12 protein-coding genes are annotated in these 17,050 nt (G+C 72.5%); 6 read left to right on the top strand and 6 right to left on the bottom strand.

The features are described 5' to 3' along the window. The first annotated feature begins 177 nt into the window (after positions 1 to 177). The gene (locus tag G6O69_RS02300; RefSeq protein ID WP_172301888.1) at positions 178 to 642 is read left to right on the top strand and encodes a hypothetical protein; all 465 of its coding nucleotides are present in this window, start codon (positions 178 to 180) and stop codon (positions 640 to 642) included. Between the two features lie 14 nt (positions 643 to 656). On the opposite strand, the gene G6O69_RS41850 is transcribed toward G6O69_RS02300, so the two are convergent. Then, complete coding sequence (locus G6O69_RS41850; protein ID WP_172301887.1) at positions 657 to 1,076, bottom strand: tetratricopeptide repeat protein; 420 nt, start codon at positions 1,074 to 1,076, stop codon at positions 657 to 659. Positions 1,077 to 1,210: 134 nt separating this feature from the next. On the opposite strand from G6O69_RS41850, the gene G6O69_RS41845 reads away from it, so the two are divergent. From G6O69_RS41845 to G6O69_RS02280, 3 genes are read left to right on the top strand one after another with little or no spacing between them, the layout of a single operon-like run. Then, a complete protein-coding gene (locus G6O69_RS41845) occupies positions 1,211 to 2,197 on the top strand; it encodes a DUF58 domain-containing protein (RefSeq protein WP_172301886.1) in 987 nt (328 codons plus the stop codon). Continuing rightward, entirely contained in the window at positions 2,194 to 4,422 is a 2,229-nt protein-coding gene (locus G6O69_RS02285; RefSeq protein ID WP_172301885.1) for a BatA domain-containing protein, read from the top strand. Before G6O69_RS41845 ends, G6O69_RS02285 begins: the two co-directional genes overlap by 4 nt. After that, the gene (locus G6O69_RS02280; RefSeq protein ID WP_172301884.1) at positions 4,419 to 4,949 is read left to right on the top strand and encodes a hypothetical protein; all 531 of its coding nucleotides are present in this window, start codon (positions 4,419 to 4,421) and stop codon (positions 4,947 to 4,949) included. Before G6O69_RS02285 ends, G6O69_RS02280 begins: the two co-directional genes overlap by 4 nt. Before the next feature lie 645 nt (positions 4,950 to 5,594). Here the strand turns inward: G6O69_RS02280 and G6O69_RS02275 are convergent. After that, positions 5,595 to 6,341, bottom strand: coding sequence for an alpha/beta hydrolase (locus G6O69_RS02275; RefSeq protein ID WP_172301883.1), 747 nt, complete (start codon positions 6,339 to 6,341; stop codon positions 5,595 to 5,597). A gap of 156 nt (positions 6,342 to 6,497) precedes the next feature. On the opposite strand from G6O69_RS02275, the gene G6O69_RS02270 reads away from it, so the two are divergent. Next, positions 6,498 to 7,631 carry a rhomboid family intramembrane serine protease gene (locus tag G6O69_RS02270; protein WP_172301882.1) on the top strand — a complete coding sequence of 378 codons (1,134 nt, stop codon included), beginning with the start codon at positions 6,498 to 6,500 and terminating at the stop codon, positions 7,629 to 7,631. A 13-nt stretch (positions 7,632 to 7,644) separates the two neighbouring features. Here G6O69_RS02270 and G6O69_RS02265 read toward each other — a convergent pair whose 3' ends face one another. The 3 genes from G6O69_RS02265 to G6O69_RS02255 all read right to left on the bottom strand — a co-directional run bounded on the left by G6O69_RS02265 (position 7,645) and on the right by G6O69_RS02255 (position 11,118). Then, the gene (locus G6O69_RS02265) at positions 7,645 to 9,093 is read right to left on the bottom strand and encodes a TIGR01777 family oxidoreductase (RefSeq protein WP_172301881.1); all 1,449 of its coding nucleotides are present in this window, start codon (positions 9,091 to 9,093) and stop codon (positions 7,645 to 7,647) included. Positions 9,094 to 9,202: 109 nt separating this feature from the next. After that, positions 9,203 to 9,589: a glutaredoxin domain-containing protein gene (locus tag G6O69_RS02260; protein ID WP_172301880.1), complete on the bottom strand. Its 387-nt coding sequence runs from the start codon at positions 9,587 to 9,589 to the stop codon at positions 9,203 to 9,205. Between the two features lie 143 nt (positions 9,590 to 9,732). After that, positions 9,733 to 11,118, bottom strand: a complete 1,386-nt coding sequence (locus G6O69_RS02255; RefSeq protein ID WP_172301879.1) for a hypothetical protein — start codon at positions 11,116 to 11,118, stop codon at positions 9,733 to 9,735. Between the two features lie 31 nt (positions 11,119 to 11,149). Here G6O69_RS02255 and G6O69_RS39655 point away from each other — a divergent pair, with 31 nt between their 5' ends. Further along, positions 11,150 to 11,272 carry a hypothetical protein gene (locus G6O69_RS39655; RefSeq protein WP_255215680.1) on the top strand — a complete coding sequence of 41 codons (123 nt, stop codon included), beginning with the start codon at positions 11,150 to 11,152 and terminating at the stop codon, positions 11,270 to 11,272. A gap of 113 nt (positions 11,273 to 11,385) precedes the next feature. On the opposite strand, the gene G6O69_RS02250 is transcribed toward G6O69_RS39655, so the two are convergent. Then, entirely contained in the window at positions 11,386 to 16,992 is a 5,607-nt protein-coding gene (locus G6O69_RS02250; protein ID WP_172301878.1) for an AAA family ATPase, read from the bottom strand. Between the last annotated feature and the right edge of the window lie 58 nt (positions 16,993 to 17,050).

Here is a 17,050-nt window from a genome sequence, read left to right as displayed (position 1 = left end):
CGTTTCGACCCGCTCCCGCGCGAAACCTCCCCGCGCCCCTGCGGGTCCTGCAAAGGCCCCCACAGGCCGTGCTAGGCTGATTTCGCCATGCCCCACCCCGGATCCACACGTGGTCACGCGCGCTTCGCTCTTTTCCCGGCTCGTGTGACCTTGCCCCTGGTTGGCATGTCCGCGGTCATGGCCTCGACGCTTGTCGAGCTGCCGGACCTCGACACGATCCGCCGCTGGCTCCGCCGCATCCAGGAGATCCTGGTGCTCGGCGGCGTCAGCTTGGCGGTGGTCCTGAGCCTGGCCTTCATCGGGGCCTGGGTGCTCTCGCATCTGCGCCGGGCCAAGGCGCAGGACGAGCCCAAGATCACGTGGCTGTCTCACGTGGCGCTGGTCGGCAGCTTGGTGCCGGTGGGGCTCACGGTGCTGGCGGCGGCGGGGATGTTCATCCCGGTGCTGCGGCCCTTGATGCTCAAGTTCTTCGCCTACGCGGCGGCGGGTGCCGCCGTGTCCTGGCTGATCTCGGTGGCGGCGCTGATCGTCGGTGGGGGTCAGCAGGAGCTGCGGCGGATCCGTCGGGCGCTGCTCCTGGCAGGGACGCCTTTTTACTGCCTGGCCGTGTGGCTGGCGCGCTTCTTGGTCCTGGGCTTCTAGAGCGCGCTGGGCTTCTAGAGCTTCTCGCCGCGGACCTGGGCGAGCAGGCGCTTGGCCTCGGGGTAGCCGGGGCGAAGGTCGAGGGCCTGGGCCAAGGAGCGCTCGGCGGCCTCGAAGTCCCCGGCCTTCCACTCGATCTCGGCCTTGGTGGTCCACAGCTGGGGGTCGTCGGACTGCCAGCGCAGGGCGTCGCCGATGTGGCCGCGGGCGGCCTGGAGGTCCGGGGGGTCGCGCTCGAGGGCCAGGCGGGCGCGGATGTAGGCCTCGTAGGCGAGGGGCGGGGGCGGGGCAGTGCGGACGAGCTCGTCGTCGACGTAGTGGAGGTTGCGGTGGGCGAGGTAGCCGCTCGTGATGCATCCGCCCGCGGAGCCCGCGAGGGCGAGCAGGGCGAGGCTTGTGGCGACGAGAGGTCGCGCGCTGCGAGGGCGAGCCACGGGCCCATGCTGCCACGAACGCGAGGCGAGCGCTCGCGTGGGCTGGCGAGGAGGGACGGGGGCGGGGCTTTGGGTCTCGCTGCGCTGCGAGGGGCGCTCGTGCGTCCGGGCCGGTGGCGATGTAGCGTTGCGCGGTGCAGGACCCCGTCGAGCGGCTGCTGCCCCCCGCCGTGCGCGCCGCCTTGGCGCGCCGAGAGCTGCTGGTTCGCCGCCCCGTGGCGGGCGGGCGGCATGGGGTTCACCGATCTCTCCGCCCCGGAGTGGGCCGCGACTTTCGTGACTACCGCGCCTATGTGCCCGGCGACGATCCCCGGCGCCTGGATTGGCGAGCGGCGGCGCGCAGCGATCGCTTGGTGGTCCGTCAGACGGAGAGCCAAGAGGAGCTGACGATCACCTGGTTGGTCGACGGCTCGGGGGGCATGGGCTACGGCGAGGGCGAGGCGCGCAAGTGGGCGCGGGCGGGGACGGTGGTCGCGGCGCTCAGCAGCCTGGCGCTGCGCCAAGCTGACGGCGTGGGCGTGGTGATCGGCCGCGAGGGCTCCGTGGATGCGGAGCTGATCGACGCGAGCACGCGCCGAGATCGGCTGCGCGCGCTGGCGGGGCGCTTCGTCGGGGCCGAGCCCGCGGGCGCCTGCCCCTGGGAGGCGATGCTCGAGGCCGCGGCCCCGCGCCTGCGCCCGCGCTCGCTGGTTTTGGCGGTCTCGGACTTTCTGGATCCGGGCGCGGGCCAGGTGGCCTCGGGCGAGGGCGAGCGCGCGGCCGACGAGGCGCTGTTGCGCGGCCTGGGCCTGATGCGCGCCGCCGGCAGCGACGTGGTGCTGATCCAGATCCTCCACCGCGACGAGCTCAGCTTCCCCTGGGAGCAGCCGCGGGTGCTTCGCCTCGAGGATCCCCGCGGGCGGCGACCCCTGGTGGAGGGTCCGGGGGCGAGCATGCGCGACGCCTATCTCGAGCGCCTGGGCGCGCACTTGCGCTGGCTCGAGGGCAGCTGCGAGCGCGGCGGGCTGCTCCTGGTCCGGCTGGTCAGCGATGGAGATCCGGCGGGGCAGCTGATCGATCTGCTCGGGCGCCTGGCGGGTGCGCCGAGCGAGGTGAGCCTGGGCGAGGAGGGGCGCGCGTGAACGTGCTCTCGCCCCTGGCGCTGCTGGGCCTGCTGGGCCTGGGCCTGCCGCTCCTCGCTCACCTGCTCGGGCGCGAGCGGCCGCAGACGATCCGCTTCGCGGGCATGCGCTTCGCCGCGGCCGAGGATCCGGTGATCACCCAGCGCCGCTCGATCCGCGACTGGCCGCTGCTGATCTTGCGCCTGCTGCTGCTGGCCGTGCTGGTGCTCGTGCTGGCGCGGCCGGTGGTCGGCAGCGAGGCCGCGGTGGCGGTGCTCGCCGAGCCCCACGACGCGGTGGTGCTGCTCGACGCTTCGGCGAGCATGGAGCTGCGCGTCGACGGGCGCAGCGATCGCGTGCGCGCGCGCGAGCGGCTGGATCAGCTCCTGGACGCGCTCCCGGCCGGCTCGCGGGTGGGGCTGGTGATCAGCGATCCGCGGGCGCCGGCGGTCGAGCTCGAGGGCATCGCCGACAACGCCGGGCGGATCCGTGCGGCGGTCGACGGCTGGATGGAGAGCAGCGAGGCCGGGCCGCGCGCGGGGGCGTGGACCCTGAGCGAGGCGCTCCCGCGGGCCACGGGCCAGCTGGGCGAGCGCAGCGGCGAGGCGCGGCCGCGGGTGGTCTATGCCCTGGGCGACCCCACGGATCGCGGCCTGGGCTCGCTGCCCGCCGTGGCCGAGGGGGCGATCACGGTGATCCCGGTGCCGACCCGCGGCAAGCTCGGCGAGGCGCCCGCGCCCACGCCCGAGCACGTGGGCATCCGCGAGCTCGAGTGGGAGCCGGCGCCGGAGCTCGATCCCCGGGCGCTGCGGATCCACGCGGTGATCCACCGCCATGGTGGCGAGCCCGACAACGAGCTCGAGGTCGAGGCCGCCCTCGAGCTCGGCGATCGCGAGGTCGGCCGGGCGCGGGTCAGCGTGGCCGCCGACGCCGACGCGGCGCTGGCCTTCACGCACACCCTCGACGGCGAGCAGGGCGAGACCCGGGCGCGGGTGCGGATCATCGGCCGCGAGGACGATCCGCTGCCGATCGACGATCGCCGCCACCTGTGGCTGTCGATCAGCGACGACGTCGAGGTGTTGGTGGTCAACGGCGACCCCAGCGAGGCCCGGGCGAACGACGAGATCTTTTTCCTGTCGACGGCCCTGGCCAACAGCGACCTGGGGGATCGCCTCTCGCTGCGCGGGCTGACCGAGGACCAGCTCGAGCAGCGCGTCCGCGAGGCCGAGCGCGACGCCAGCAAGGATCCCCTGGCTGGCGTCGACCTGCTGATCTTCGCCAACGCCCGGGCCGTCGAGGCCGACGTCGCGGCCAAGGTCTCCGCGCGGGTCCGCGAGGGCATGGGCCTGCTGATCAGCGTGGGCGACCGCGTGAGCGCGACCGACTACAACGCGCGCTTTGGCGAGGTCCTGCCCCTGCTGCTGCGCGAGGCCGTGTTCGCGGGCACGGCCCCGGGCCGCACGGAGGCGCGCAGCGAGGCCCTGGCCCCGGTCCAGCTCTCGCACCCGATCTTCGCCGGGCTGTCCGGGGAGGACGAGCTCGTGGGCGATCTGGACCTGGGCACGACGCGGACCCGGCGGATGTTCCTGCTCGAGCCGGATCCGCGGCGTGGGGCCGACATCGCCCTGGCCTTCAGCAGCGGCGCGCCAGCCCTGATCACCCGCGCGGCAGGCCGCGGCCGAGTCGCCCTGCTCACCACCACCGTCGACCGCGACTGGGGGGACCTGCCCCTGCGCCCCGGCTTCGTGCCTCTGGTGACGCGCACCGCAACCTGGCTGGCGAGCGCAGAAGGGGGCAGCCAGGGCAGCGTCGTCGGCGTCGGCGCGAGCAAGGCCCTCGCCCGCCCGCAGCCCTACACGGTGACGACCCCCGAGGGTCGCGTGGTCCCGGTCACCCCCAACGAAGGCGAGCCCGCGCGCTTCGACGCCACCGACCTGCCCGGCCACTACCTGGCCGAGCCCGGTGTCGAGGCGGTCGAAGCGGCCGGGGCGAGCGCAGCGGACTCGGCCGAAGACGGCGAGCTTTCCGGCGTCGAGCGCTTCGTCGTCGCCGTCGACTCGCGCGAGTCCCAGACCGCCGGCGTCGAGCTGGCCGCCGTCGAGGTCGCCGAGGGCGGCGAGAGCGGCACGGTCACGATCTACGAGCCGCGCTGGCGCGAGCTGGCCATGCTGGTGCTGCTGCTGCTCGGGATCGAGAGCGTGGTCCGAGGCTGGCAGGCCCAGCGGCGCAAGGGAGCGCGCTCGTGATCCTCGCCAGCGCCGCCCCCATGCTCGAGCAGCTGCCCAGCCTCCTACTCGAGGCCTTCGTGCTCGGCGTCCACGTGCTCGGCGGAGGCATCTGGGTCGGCGCCATGGTGTTCTCGATCTTCGTGCTCCACCCGCGCGCCGAGCAGTTCTTCGCCCGCGCCCTCGACTTCGAGGACTTCATCTTCACGGTGGTCCACGGCGCCCGCTGGAAGGTCTTCTCCGGCGTCATGGCGATCCTGCTCTCGGGCGTCGCGCTCAGCCTCTGGCCAGGGCAGCTGGGCCACGCCGACTTCGCCGACCCTCCCTGGCTCGTTGTCTACGCCCTCAAGCTCGCCCTCTTCCTGCTCGCCGCCGGCTGCTTCATGTACGTCTCCTGGGTGCTGTGGCCGCGCCGCACCTTCGCCAAGCCCGACGAGCTCCCCGCGATCAAAGCCCACTTCACCCGCGTGGGCGTAGTCATGGTCGTCGCCAACGCCCTCAACATGGCCCTGGGCATCGGCGCCCACGTCTGGCGCGCAGCCGCCTGAACCCACCAGCTCACGCGAGCAATCGCTCCCCCACGCGAGCGAGCCCCATCCCAGCCCGCGAGGGCCGACACGTAGCGAGCAAAGGGCCGCTCTCCCCGACAAAGACGAGCCCCCGAACCTAGCGAGGGCCGGCATGTCGCTCGCAAAGGGCCGCTCTCCCTGACAAAGACGACCCCCCGCATCCCGCGAGGGCCGGCATGTCGCCCGCGAACGTAGAGCAGGCCGCTCGAGCGGAAGGGGCCCGCGCCGAGCACCGAGCCGGCTAGGTTGCTACGTCATGTTGGTCGCCCGCCACCCGGCGAGAGCGCAGGGGTGGGAAGGCTTCCGCCGAACAGGCCGCGGTGCACCGCCCGAAGCGAGAACCCCCGCAAAAGAACCAGGAAGAACGCCCTCAAAGAAACGCTCTTCCCGACACAGACGACCTCCCCCCCCGCATCCCGCGAGGGCCGGCATGTCGCCCGCGAACGTAGAGCAGGCCGCTCGAGCGGAAGGGGCCCGCGCCGAGCACCGAGCCGGCTAGGTTGCTACGTCATGTTGGTCGCCCGCCACCCGGCGAGAGCGCAGGGGTGGGAAGGCTTCCGCCGAACAGGCCGCGGTGCACCGCCCGAAGCGAGAACCCCCGCAAAAGAACCAGACGACCGAAATTCACCAAGACCCAGGCGGATACCCATCCAAAAACCCCCGCAGCAACCCCATGAAGGTCTCCCACCCATGCTCCCCCGCCCCCTCGTGCCGCCGCTCCTCGGGCAGCACCGCCGCGAGCAGCTCCAGCGAGCGCAGCCCTGGATCATTCTCCCCCCACAGCAGGTCCAGCCTGGGCCGCTCGGCCCCCTCCGCGTAGCCGCGCAGCCACTCCCACACCCGCTCGATGTCCTCGATCGGCTCATTGGGCCGCCAGCTCGCCAGCCCACCTTGCTCCTCGATCTCGTCGATGATCAGCTTGGGCCCCAGATAGGGCGCGTAGGCGATCAGCCGGTCCACGTCCTCGGGGTAGGTGCGCGCGTAGCTGAAGCTGACCAGCGCCCCCGCCGAGATCGCCAGCCAGATCCGCCGCTTGCGGTCTCCCTGGCGGAGCACGTCGGCGTGCAGGTCTCGCTCGACGTGGCCGAGCAGATAGGACGGCCCGAGGCGGTAGGGCACGGCGATGTCGTACTCGCAGCCGCGCTCGCGCAGCAGATCGATGGCGCCGTACTTCTCGAGATCCTCGGGCGTGTCCGTGGCGCCCGGCACGAAGACCAACAAGGTCTCGGTGGGCTCGGTCGCGTCCCGGTAGGGGTAGTCGACGACCGGGGGCACGACCTCGGCATCGATGGCCCGGCAGCCGCCCACGGCGAGGCTGGGCAGGGCAGCGAGGGTCGTCAGCATCGTGCGGCGGCTGGGGAGCGTGGCCAAAGCGCGGAGATTTTAGGCGAAAGCGGGGGTCCGGGCCTGGACCGGGGGCTTGGACGGGTATTTTTTTGCTTCGCGGGGCGGGCCAGCGCGCGGCTCCAGGGCGTCGCGCCCGCGCCTCGCTGGCCCTAGCGACCCGGGACGTCTACTGTTGAAGGCGTGAGTGAGGACGACTCAGGCGCCGAGGTCGTGTCCCTGGCCCAAAAGCGTGTCGAGGCCGCGCGCCGCGAGGCAGCGGCAGCGGCTGCTCGAGACAGGGCCGCGCGCTCGCAGAGCGCCAAGCCCGGCGAGCTGCCCAAGCCATGGCTGACCTACACGCTCATGGCCGCCAACGTGCTCGTGTGGCTGGTGATGGTCGGCGTCGGCGTCGACGGCTTCGACCCCAAGCCCACGCAGCTGATCGAGTGGGGCGGCAACTTGGGCATCTTCACGGCCTCGGGCGAGTGGTGGCGGCTGCTGACCGCGACCTTCCTGCACGCGGGCATCACCCACCTCGCCTTCAACGTCTACGGCATGTGGGCCGTCGGGCGGATCACCGAGCAGATCTTCCGCCCCGCCGCCTACGCGCTGATCTATTTTGGCAGCGGGCTGATCGCCAGCCTGACGAGCTTGCTGTGGAGCCCCATGGTGGTCAGCGTCGGCGCCTCGGGGGCGCTGCTCGGCATCCTCGGCGCCTTCTTTGGGTTCACGATCCGCCGCCGCGACGTGCTGCCCGAGCCCTTCGTCAAGAGCGTCCGCCGCAACGCGCTGATCCTCATCGTGCTCAACGTGGGCATCAGCGTGATGGTGCCCAACGTCGACGTGGCCGCGCACCTCGGCGGCCTGGGCACGGGCCTGGGTCTTGGCTATCTGATCGCGCGCATGGCCGAGCGACCCGCGGCCACCCGCGAGCAGGGCCTGGCCTGGCGCCGCAAGGCCCTGCTCGCCAACGCCGGCATCGTGGTCGCGTTGCTCGGCCTGGGCATCCTCGCCGTGCCCGCGCAGATCGGGGCCGTCGGCCAGGCGATGCGCCTCGACGAAGAGGCCGGCGACGCCCTCGACGCCGCCGGAGACGACGAGGACGCGCGCCTCGAGGCGCTCGAGGACGTGGCGCTACCGGCGATGCTCGAGCTCGAGGCCGAGCTCGAGGGCGTCGAGGGGGACATGGCGGCGAGCTTGCTGCGTTATGCGAGCTTGCTGCGGGAGTCCTATGAGCGGGAGATCGCGGGGCTGCGGGATCAAAACCCGGTCGACCTGCTCGAAGCTCGACGCTTGCGCGAGGAGGCTTCGCGGGTGGTGATCGATCCGGGCTGAGCGAGCGTGACGCTCATTCGAACGCGAGGGCGGCCCGCTCCACGTCGCGCTCGTCGGCGCGGCCGAGCTGGTGGCGGAGGCTGTCCTCGAGGCTGGGAAAGTCCCAGTGAAAGCCCGCGGCCTCGAGGCGGCGGGGGAGCACGCGCTGGCTGGCGAGCAAGACCTCGTCGCCCAGCTGGCCAAAGATCGCGCGCACGATGGCCGCGGGCAGGGGCATGACGGCCGGGCGGTGGAGCAGGGCGCCCAGCTGGCGGGCGAAGTCTCGCTGGCGCAGGGGCTGGGGTCCGACGGCGTTGACGGGGCCGCGCAGGCGCTCGTCGTGGATCGCGTGGAGGACGACGCCGAGCAGGTCGTCGAGGTCGATCACGCTCTGCCACTGGCGGCCGCTGCCCACGGGGCCGCCGAGGCCGAAGCGGGCGGGGAGCAGCAGGCGCGAGAGGGCCCCGCCCTGCGGGCTGAGGACCACGCCGATGCGCAGGTTGACCACGCGGATGCCCGCTTCTTCGGCGGCGCGAGTGGCGTCCTCCCAGGCGCGCACGACCTCGACCAGGAAGCCCTCGCCGGGGTCCGAGTCCTCGTCGAGCTCGTGGTCGCCACGGTCGCCATAAAAGCCGACCGCGGACGCGCAGACGAGGACCTTGGGCTTGTGATCGAGCTTGGCCAGGGCCTCGCACAGCAAGCTGGTCCCGTCGACGCGCGAGCGCATGATCGCCTCGCGCTTTTGCGGCGTCCAGCGACCAACCACGGGCTCGCCGGCGAGGTGAACCACGGCGTCGAGGCCCTCGAGGGCGGCAGTGTCGATGCTGCCCTCGCGCGGGGACCAGGCGATGCTGGCGGCCTGATTTCGGTTCTGGTCCGGGTTCTGGGCCGAGTTCTGGGCCTGCTTGGCGCGGCGGACCATGGGCAGCACCGTGTGCCCGCCGGTGGTCAAGAAGGCCCCGAGGGCCGCGCCGACCATGCCCGAGGCGCCGCTGAGGGCGACGCGCTGCGGGCCGGCGGCGGCGAACTGCTGGTGTCGGCGCAGGTCGTTGGCGGTCCGGACGTGGCGCTGTCGAAACATGCGCTCGACCTCGCCTTGGACCATGCCGCCGACGATCGGCCAGCTCAGGGGGTCGAGGGGCAGGGCGAAGTCGATGGCGTCGACCAGGGCGCTGCGCTCGGCGGCGAGAGACTCGAAGCGGTGGACGTGGTGCCAGCGCGCGAAGGGGCCGCGCTCGGACTCGTCTTCGAATTTTTCTGGGGGCGCGTAGCCCTGGTGGCGGGCGATCCAGTCGACGCCCAGCGGGCCCTTGCGCAGGCGAATGTGCAGGCGGGCGCCGTCCTCGATGCCGCCGCGCTTGTCGACGACCTCGACGCGCTGCCAGCTCGGGGACAGGCGCTCGAATGCGCCCGGGCGGGCGTGCCAGGCGAAGAGCGCCTCGCGGGAGACCGGGAGGGTCAGGCGTCGCTCGAAGTGGTGCACGGCTCAGGCATGACCCAGCGCGGCGGGCTTGGCCAGCGAAGAGCGCCTGGCACCCGCGAGAGCGGGCGCAGCGAGGATGCGCGAGGGCGCGAGGGCCTCCCCGGCGGGGCTACTGCTGGTCGAGCTTGCTGGCGAGGGAGCCGTCGGCGAGGGCCTTTTGCAGCTCCTCGTTGCCGCCGATCAGCTCGCCGCGGACGAAGACCTGGGGGAAGGTCGGCCAGCCGCTCCACAGCTTGATCGCCAGGCGCTCGCGCCAGTTGTTGAAGTAGCTGCCGTACTCGAGGTAGGTGAAGCGGATGTTGGCCTTGTCGAGGGCCGCGCGGGTCTTCTTGACGAAGGGGTTTTGGGCCATGCCGACGACCACGAGGGCGTCGCCCTCCACGGCGGCGCGGATCTCCGTGACGATCGCGGCGTGGAAGCCCGCGATCTCGGCGCGGACGTGCTCGCTCTTGTTTTCGTCGGCGAGCAGTGGACGGGGATGGCTGAGGTCGCTCATGTTCGGCTGCTATCGCATGCGCGCGCCCAGGGCCAGGGGCGCGCGCGTAAAATTGCAGGCGCCTGACCAGCTGGGGAGGCGAGCTGAAACACTTCACCAGGCGCGGCGTTGTGCGTCACTCGGGGTTGCGAGCGTGGCCGCTGTCACCAGCGCATGCTCAGCGAGAACCCACCTTGGTCGTAGCGGTTGGTGGGGTCGTCGAGGTCCCAGCCCACGCCAAAGGTGAAGCGCACGTGGGGTCCAAACACGAACGCGAGGCGGGTGTGCAGGCGGTGGTTGGTGCCGGTCAGGTAGTCGGCGAGCTCGCTGACGGCCTTGCCCTCGGCGGGCTCGCCCTCGGCCAGGCGGTCGAGGATCAGGTAGCCGATCTCCAGGCCGAACACGCGGGTTGGCATCCAGGTCGCGCGCAGCTGGGCCAGCCAGCTGCGGTCCCGGGTCACGCTGCCGTACTCGAATTCGTGGGCCGGGAGCAGGGTCCGGCGCAGCGCCAGCGAGGCCTCGATGTCCGTGTGCCCGCGGGTGCCGGCGCCGAGCTGGGCGAGGGCGTAGGCCCGGGCTCGGAGCTCGCGCTCGGGGGTGCTCGACAGCCGCGCGCCGGCGTCGTTGCGCAGCACGTGGCCGGTCTGCACGCCCAGGCCGCTGACGCCGACCTGGACCGGGGCCCGCGGGGCGCTGAACTCGACCCAGCCGCCGCCGAGCACGGCCGTCTGCTCGCGGACATAGGGGGTGCGCGCTTCGTCGGCGAAGCTCAGCCGCGTGCGCGAGGGCAGCAGCCCGCCAAAGAAGAGCTGGACGCGGGTGTGGGGGATGAGCTCGAGGTCGAGCTCGCTGGCCAGGCCGAGCGAGAGGTTCTTTTGCAGGACGCGGACCTCTTGAGGCGTGGCACGATTTTGCGCGAGGGCGTCGCTGGCGTTGTTGGCCGGGTCCATGAAGAAGGCCCGGGCGGCCACGCGCAGCAGCCCCGGCCGCGCCCAGCCGACGACCAGCTCGCCGTCGAGGTCGGGCTTCTCGAAGCGGGCGATCGGGCGGATCTCCACGAAGGCACCGGAGCCGCGGATGTCCGGGAACGCGAAGTTCAGGCGGACGATGTTGGAGTCGACCTCGCGCACCTGCGTGCGGTCGAAGCGGATGCCCGCGGTCGCGATGCCCATGGGCACGCGCTCCTTGATGCGGACCTGGTTGAAGAAGGACAGCTCGTCGTCGGAATTGAGGAAGACCCGCGCCCCGCGAGTGCGCGTGTTCCAGTCGCGCTCGAGGATGAAGGGGTGCTGGGCCTGGGCCAAGGTCAGCTCGTACTCGGGGCGCTGGAGCTCGGGGCTGGGCTGGAGCAGCGGGCCCTGGGCGTCGGGGCGACCGTTGCGGTCTTGAAAGCGCCGCCAGACCTCGTCCCACTGCTCCTGCATGTCCCAGCCGGGCTGGATCTGCGGCGGCGAGAAGCGGGGGCCGTCGCCTTCGCCTTCGCCTAGCAGCGCGCTCGGGGCGGTCGCGGCGAGCAGGCCAGCGGCGAGACCGAGTGCGACGAGGGCCACGGGCAGAGCTTACTGCAAGGCTCGCCTGCGCGTGGCAAAACCCGGCGCGAGCTCGAGCGCTGCCAGAGTTCGCAACCCGCTCCTCGAGCTCGAGCGCGCCGTCCTCGACACCTACGCCGAGCGCCTGGGCGCGAGCGTGGAGCCCGAGGAGTGAGCCGATTCGGCGATGGATTCGAGGCTGGTCATTCGTGAATGCTGGGTTGGGGTCGGGAGTGCTGAGCGCGGAGATAGCGGGATCTACGCTCGTGTTGGCTGGCGGCTGGCCGCTCAGGCCCCGGGGCCCCGGGGGAGATCGAGGAAGAAGCGCGTGCCCTCGCCGACGGTGGTGTCGACGCTGAGCTCTCCGCCGTGGTCGAGGACGATGCCGTGGCTGACCGCGAGGCCGAGGCCGGTGCCCTGGTCGCGGCCCTTGGTGGTGAAGAAGGGGTCGAAGATGTGCGGGAGCACGTCGGGGGGGATGCCCGGGCCGCTGTCCTCGACGACGATCCGCACCCAGCCCTCGGCTGGCTTGCCCGCTTTGCCAGGCGGCCGCGTGGCGCGGATCAAGATCCGCTTGCGCTCGTCGTAGCCGTGGCCGTAGCTCTCGTTGAGGGCGTCGCGGGCGTTGGCGACGAGGTTCATGATGATCTGCTGGATCTGCTGGGCGCGGCAGCGCAGCGGCGGGAGCTCGGGGTCGACCTCGACCGCGAGGGCGATCTGATCCTTGCGCAGCACGGCGCGCAGCAGCGAGAGCGTGGTCTCGATCAGCGCGTCGGCGCTGGTGTCCTCCATGGCCTGCTCGCGCTCCTGGCGGGAGAAGGCCAGGAGGTTGCGGACGATGGTCGCCACGCGCTTGGACTCGATGGTGATCTCGCCGGCGAACTCCTGGATCATCTCGCGGTCGCTGGGGTTGTCGGCGATCAGCTCCGCGTAGTTCATGATCCCCTGCACGGGGTTGTTGATCTCGTGGGCGACGCCGCTGGCCAGGGTGCCGAGGGACTCGAGGCGCTGCTGCTGGCGCAGCTGGGACTCGAGGGTCTGCTTCTCGAATTCGGCGACGCGGCGCTGGGTGACGTCCGTGGCCACGGCGATGGCGTTGCGTCGCCGACCCCCGGACTGGTTGGTGGTCCCGTCGGCCTCGAATTCGATCGGCGCGAGCCGGGTTGAGAACCACCGCGGGGCGTGACCCTCGCGGACCATCTCGAGCTCGAGCTCCTGGGGCAGGCCGTCCTCGAGCACGGCGGTCACGGCCTCGCGCCAGTCCCGGGCCGAGTCCTCGCTGAGCAGACGCTCGAGCAGGGGCTCGCCATCGGTCTGGGTCAGGGAGAAGAGGTCGTCGCGGTTGACGAATTCGATCTCGCCGCGGGCGTTGAGCAAGATGATGATGTCGGGGGCGCCGTCGACGAGGGTGCGCCAGCGGGCCTCGCCGCGGCGCAGGGCGGCGTAGAGCCGGGCGTTGTCGAGGGCGCTGGCCGCCTGGTTGGCGATCAGCCGCAGGGCCTCGAGGCGCTCGGGGGTGAAGCAGTAGCTCGACAGCCGGTTCTCGAGCACGAGGGCGCCGAGCACCTGCTTGCCCTTGATCACCGGCAGCGCGAGCAGCGAGAGCACGCCGCTGCGGGACACGTAGGTGTCGCCGGCGAAGCGCGGGTCGACGCGGGCGTCGTCGATGACCAGGGCCTGGCGGGTGCGGAGCACGAAGTGGATCAGCGCGATCGGGGCGAGGCCGTCGGCGGCGCTGAGCTGGATCGGCTCGGGGAGCAGCTCGCGCTCGCCGCTGACGGTGGCCCGGGCGAAGATCGCAAACCCGCTCCTGCGCTCGAGCACGAGCGTGCCCCGGTCGGCGCCGGCGTTGCCGAGCGCGGCCTCGAGCACCCGGAGCATGACCTCGTCGAGGCTGAGGTCCTCGTTGATCACGCCCACGGCCTGGACCACGCTTTGAAAGTCGAGCGCGGCGCTGCTGCTCCCGGAGCTCTGCGGCCGGCTGGGCGTGCGCTCGTAGAGGCCGGAGGGCCCCGACTCGTCGCTGCGCTGGGCCCGGGCGAGGTCGCCGAACTGCCGGGGGTAGGCGCGGCGCATGTAGTCCAGGCGGGTGCCCGCGCCCCAGGCCTCGTAGGCCTCCCAGGCGCTGGCCCGCGCGCCCTCGGCGAAGGCCTCGAGGCCGAGGCGCTCGGCGAGCGCGGCCAGGCGCTCGGCGGCCAGGCCCTCGACCCAGCGGCAGCCCTGCTTGGCGGCGTGGTTGCGGGCCTGCTCGAGCAGGTGCATGGCCGGGTGCAGGCGTCCGCGCAGGGCGAGCGCGAGGCCGCGACCGAGGTCGCGATAGTGGGCGTAGTTCTCGGGGCAGTTCTTGGCCCAGCGCTCGATGATCCGCAGGCCCTTGCGCATGGCTCGGGCGACCGCGGGGGGCTGGGGCTGGTCCGACTCGAGGCTGATCGCCGCGCTGACCACCGTGGTCAGCGCGGCCCGGGGCACGGTCCACGTCCCGAGCATGATCTGCTCGACGTCGTCGATGATCTTCAGGCCGCTGGCGAGGGCCTGGTCGACCTCGCCGGATAGCAGGCTGACCATGGCGTGGTTGATGATCGCGGCGTAGACGGAGACCGGGCTGCCGCCGCGCGAGGCGATGTGCTCGGGGTCGACGGCGTCGAGCAGCGCGGCCTCGTCGTCCGAGCCCAGCATGCTCTCGCGCCGGGCCTCCTCGCCGCCGAGCAGCAGCGTCAGGCTGCGGACCATCCACGCGACGATCATCATCTCGTGGGAGCCCCAGCGGCCGAGGTCCTGCTCGAGGCGGCGGCTGAGCCGACCGACGACGCGCAGGTGGGTGCCGACCTCGAAGTGCATCGACAGGCCGAGGGCGCCCATGTAGCCGGCGTACTCGAAGTCGCCGACCTCGAGGGCGCGGCGGTAGGCGTCGTCGATGTGCGCCAGCGGGGTGGCGAAGGGCCGGCCGAGGTGCCAGACGAACACGTAGGCGGCGGACTCGACCCGCGCGCGGACCGGGCCCGCGGAGGTCTGGTCGCACAGCGCCAGCCCACGGTCGCACAGCGCGATCGCGTCCTGGACCCTGCGCAGGCCCGAGCCCACGCCCATGGCGAGCTGGCCCATGGCCACCGGGGTGCTGGGGTGAAAGCCCCGCCGACGGATGAGCGAGGCGTGGGCGCCGAGCATGGTCACGAAGAGCTTGGAGTCGATGACATAGGCCGCGGTCTTGGCCGCGCTGAGCAGCTCCATGGCCGCGTTCGCGGCCTCGTCGTTGCAGGCCGGCATGGCCTGGAGCTGCTCGAGGCTCAGGTTGCGAAAGTCGAGCCACGCGCGGATCAGGATCGCCAGCATGCGCGGCGTGCTGGGCTGGCGGCGCAGCTCGACGCCGCAGCGGGCGAGGGACTCGAGGGCGAGGTCGATGGCCGCCTCGGGCTGGTCGGAGAGGGTCAGCAGGCGCACGCGGCGGGCGGCGACCAGGCCAAAGTGGCGCGTGGCCAGCGGCCAGTCGAGCAGGTCGTCGAAGGCGAACTGGGCGTCTTCGCGGCGCTGGCTCAAGGTCAGCGCCTGGGCGCGGGCGAAGTGCAGGTCGACGACGAGGTCGTAGTGCTCGGCGGCCTCGCCCCGGGCCGCGACGGCGCCGCGGAGGTCGGCGACCAGGGCCACGCCGCGCTCGAGGTAGCGCAGCGCCGGCGCGTAGGCCCCCGCGCCGATGGCTCGCTGACCCGCGCGCAGCTCGAGGCGGGCGAGGGCGCGGCGCTGCTCGGCGTCGAGCTCGGGCGGCCGCCCGGCGTCGAGGTGATCGACGACCTCGAACAGCTTGGCGTCGCTCTCGTCGAGGTCCGCGCGCAGGGCCTGGCCCAAGGTCCAGTGCAGGGCGCGGCGCTGGTCTTCATCGAGCAGGCGGTGGGCGGCCTCGTGGATGCGGTCGTGGGCGAAGACCAGCTCGGCGCCGGCGTGGGCGAGCAGCCCGGCGTCGACCAGGGCGTAGATCGGGGCCGCGAGCTCGGCCCGCGGGCGCCCGCAGACCAGCGCGAGCAGGTCGAGGTCGAAGCGCGCGCCCACGCAGGCCGCCCGCGCGAGCAGCTCGCGGTCGTCTGGCGCGAGCTCGTCGAGCTTGGCGGTCATCAGCTCGAGCACGTCGTCGAGCAGCGCCGCGCCCTCGACCTCGTCGAGGTCCCAGGCCCAGCCGCGCCGCCCCGGGCGCAGGATCCCGCCCTCGGCCAGGCTGGTCAGGAACTGGCGCACGAACAGCGGATTGCTCGCGGTCTTGCGGCAGACCAGCGCCGCGAGCTCGCGGACCTCCTCGGGCGGGCGGACCAAGGTGTCGCTGAGCATCGCGGCGACGGCTTCTTGGGCGAGGGGGCGCAGCTGGTGCGGGCGCAGGTGATGGCGCTCGCGCAGGTGGGAGAGCAGCGCGAGCAGGGGGTGCTCGGGGTCGAGGGCGTTGTCGCGGAAGGCCCCGAGCATCAGCAGGGCGCCGGGCGGGCGGCCCTCGAGCAGGGCGCGGAGCAAGGTCAGGCTGCTGGCGTCGGCCCACTGGAGGTTGTCGAGCTCGAGGACCAGCGGGCGATCGTCGGCGCAGAAGGCCGACAGAAAGCGCGAGACCGCGAGGTGCAGGCGGTTGCGGGCCTCGTGGGGCTCGAGCTCGGTCAGCGAGGGCTGCTCGCCGATGACCAGCTCGAGCTTGGGCACGAGCTCGCAGATCACCTGGCCGATGCCGCCGAGGGCCTGCTCGAGGGCCTCTCGCCAGCGCGAGAGGCGAAGCTCGCTCTCCGTGAGCAGCTGGTCCACGAGGCCGCGAAAGGCCACGACGAAGGCCGAGTAGGGCAGGTCGCGGTGGGCCTCGAAGCGGCCGCGGGCGATGTAGCCGCCGAAGCCCGCGACCACGCCCTCGAAGTCGGCGAGCAGCGCCGTCTTGCCCACGCCCGGGGGGCCGGACAAGAGCATGAGCCGGCAGCTGCGGGTGCGGACGACCGCGTCGAGGGCGTCGACCAGGGCCAGGCGCTCGCGCTCGCGGCCGTAGAGCTGCTGGGGGAGCTGGAGCGTGGTCGGGTAGTCGGTCGCGGCGAGCTCGAAGGCCTCGTCGAGCCTGCCGGCGGCGCAGCGATCCCGCAGCGCGCGGAGGTCCGCGGCCAGGCCCGTGGCGGTCTGGTAGCGGTGCTCCGGCGCCTTCTCGAGCAGCTTGAGGAGCAGCGCGTCGAGGCTGCGGGGCAGGTCGCTGCGCAGGCTCCGGGGCGGCTCGGGGGCCCGGGCGAGGTGGGCGTGGATCAGCTCGACGGGGGAGCTCGAGACAAAGGGCCGGCGCCGGGTCAGCAGCTCGTAGAGGGTGACGCCGAGGGAGTAGAGGTCGCTGCGAAAGTCGACCGCGCGGCTCGTGCGGCCGGTCTGCTCCGGGGAGATGTAGGGTAGGCTGCCCGTGATCACCTCGGGGTCGTAGAGCCGGCGGCGCTCGCTCTCGAGCAGCACCGAGATCCCAAAGTCGGCGAGGTGGACCCGCCCGGTCTCGGGCTCGATCAAGATGTTTGTCGGCTTGATGTCGCGGTGGATGACGTGGCGGGCGTGGACCCGCGCGAGGATCTCGGCGATCTGCGTGGCGATCGCCAAGAACGCGGGGAGCTCGAGGTCCCGGTTTTGCGTGTACGCGGCGAGGTCGAGGCCAGGCACGCGCTCGAGCAGGAGCACCAGCTGGTCCCCGACGCGGCGCAGCGACAGGGCCTTGACCACGCCCTCGACGTCGAGGCTCTGGATCAGCGCGAACTCGTGCTCGGCCCTGGCCTGGGTGTCTTCGTCGACGAGCTCGAAGATCTTGGCGATCACCACGAGCCCGTCCTCTTCGCGGATCGCCTCGTAGACGCGCGCCTGTCCCGAGGCGCGGACCAGCCTCACGGTGCGGTATCCGGTCAGGGGGACGCCCATGGTCGACCGTTCATGCTAACGCAGGCCCGCGCCCCTCGACTGTGGCGGCGGCCCCCTC

The sequence above is a fragment of the Pseudenhygromyxa sp. WMMC2535 genome (assembly GCF_011083025.2).
This window is presented reverse-complemented; position numbering and strand designations above follow the sequence as displayed.

Coding starts and splice junctions, on each gene's coding strand:
- G6O69_RS02300 (WP_172301888.1), top strand. CDS start 178: ATGGCCTCGACGCTTGTCGAGCTGCCGGACCTCGACACGATCCGCCGC.
- G6O69_RS02260 (WP_172301880.1), bottom strand. CDS start 9,589: ATGAGCGACCTCAGCCATCCCCGTCCACTGCTCGCCGACGAAAACAAG.
- G6O69_RS02250 (WP_172301878.1), bottom strand. CDS start 16,992: ATGGGCGTCCCCCTGACCGGATACCGCACCGTGAGGCTGGTCCGCGCC.